We start from the raw sequence: 416 nt of genomic DNA, 5'->3' as shown, positions 1-416 counted from the left end.
ATTCTGGAAATCACACGCCTCGGACATTTTGCGATAACCCACGTCCTGGACTTTCCCTTGACTGTCCACGAACTTGATATCGGCATTGATCACTTTGCAGACATTGGTGTCGGGTTCGTGCATGGCAAGTACCTTCTGCACATCCATCTTCTCGCCGTAGTGGTAAGGCGTGATGACGGGTGCGGTGTCAGCCTGCGCCATCCCCGTTACAGCCGTCAGGGCCAGTGCAGCGCCGAGCATTAACGTACGCAGTTTCATGGTGTTTCTCCGCAAGTCGTTCGCAGGCCCAACAACGTGATGAGCCGCGGCCGCCCTGGGCAATGGCGGGTGCCATGCGAGTGCGGTCGATTCAACTGTCGTCCCGGGGGATTAACCATCGATTAAGTGAGGTTTTACTGACAAAAGCTTCATCTTCA

The 416-nt window shown here is 55.0% G+C and carries 1 protein-coding gene; it reads right to left on the bottom strand.

The window, feature by feature from the left end:
* The coding region (locus JV201_RS15305; protein WP_003215297.1) for a DUF2790 domain-containing protein at positions 1–258 on the bottom strand (258 nt) is incomplete at its 3' end.
* Between the last annotated feature and the right edge of the window lie 158 nt (positions 259–416).

Origin of the sequence: Pseudomonas sp. Colony2 (assembly GCF_019382755.1) — a bacterium.
Lineage (GTDB): Bacteria > Pseudomonadota > Gammaproteobacteria > Pseudomonadales > Pseudomonadaceae > Aquipseudomonas.
Note: the sequence above shows the minus strand (reverse complement) of the source record. Positions and strands in the feature narration are given on the sequence as shown.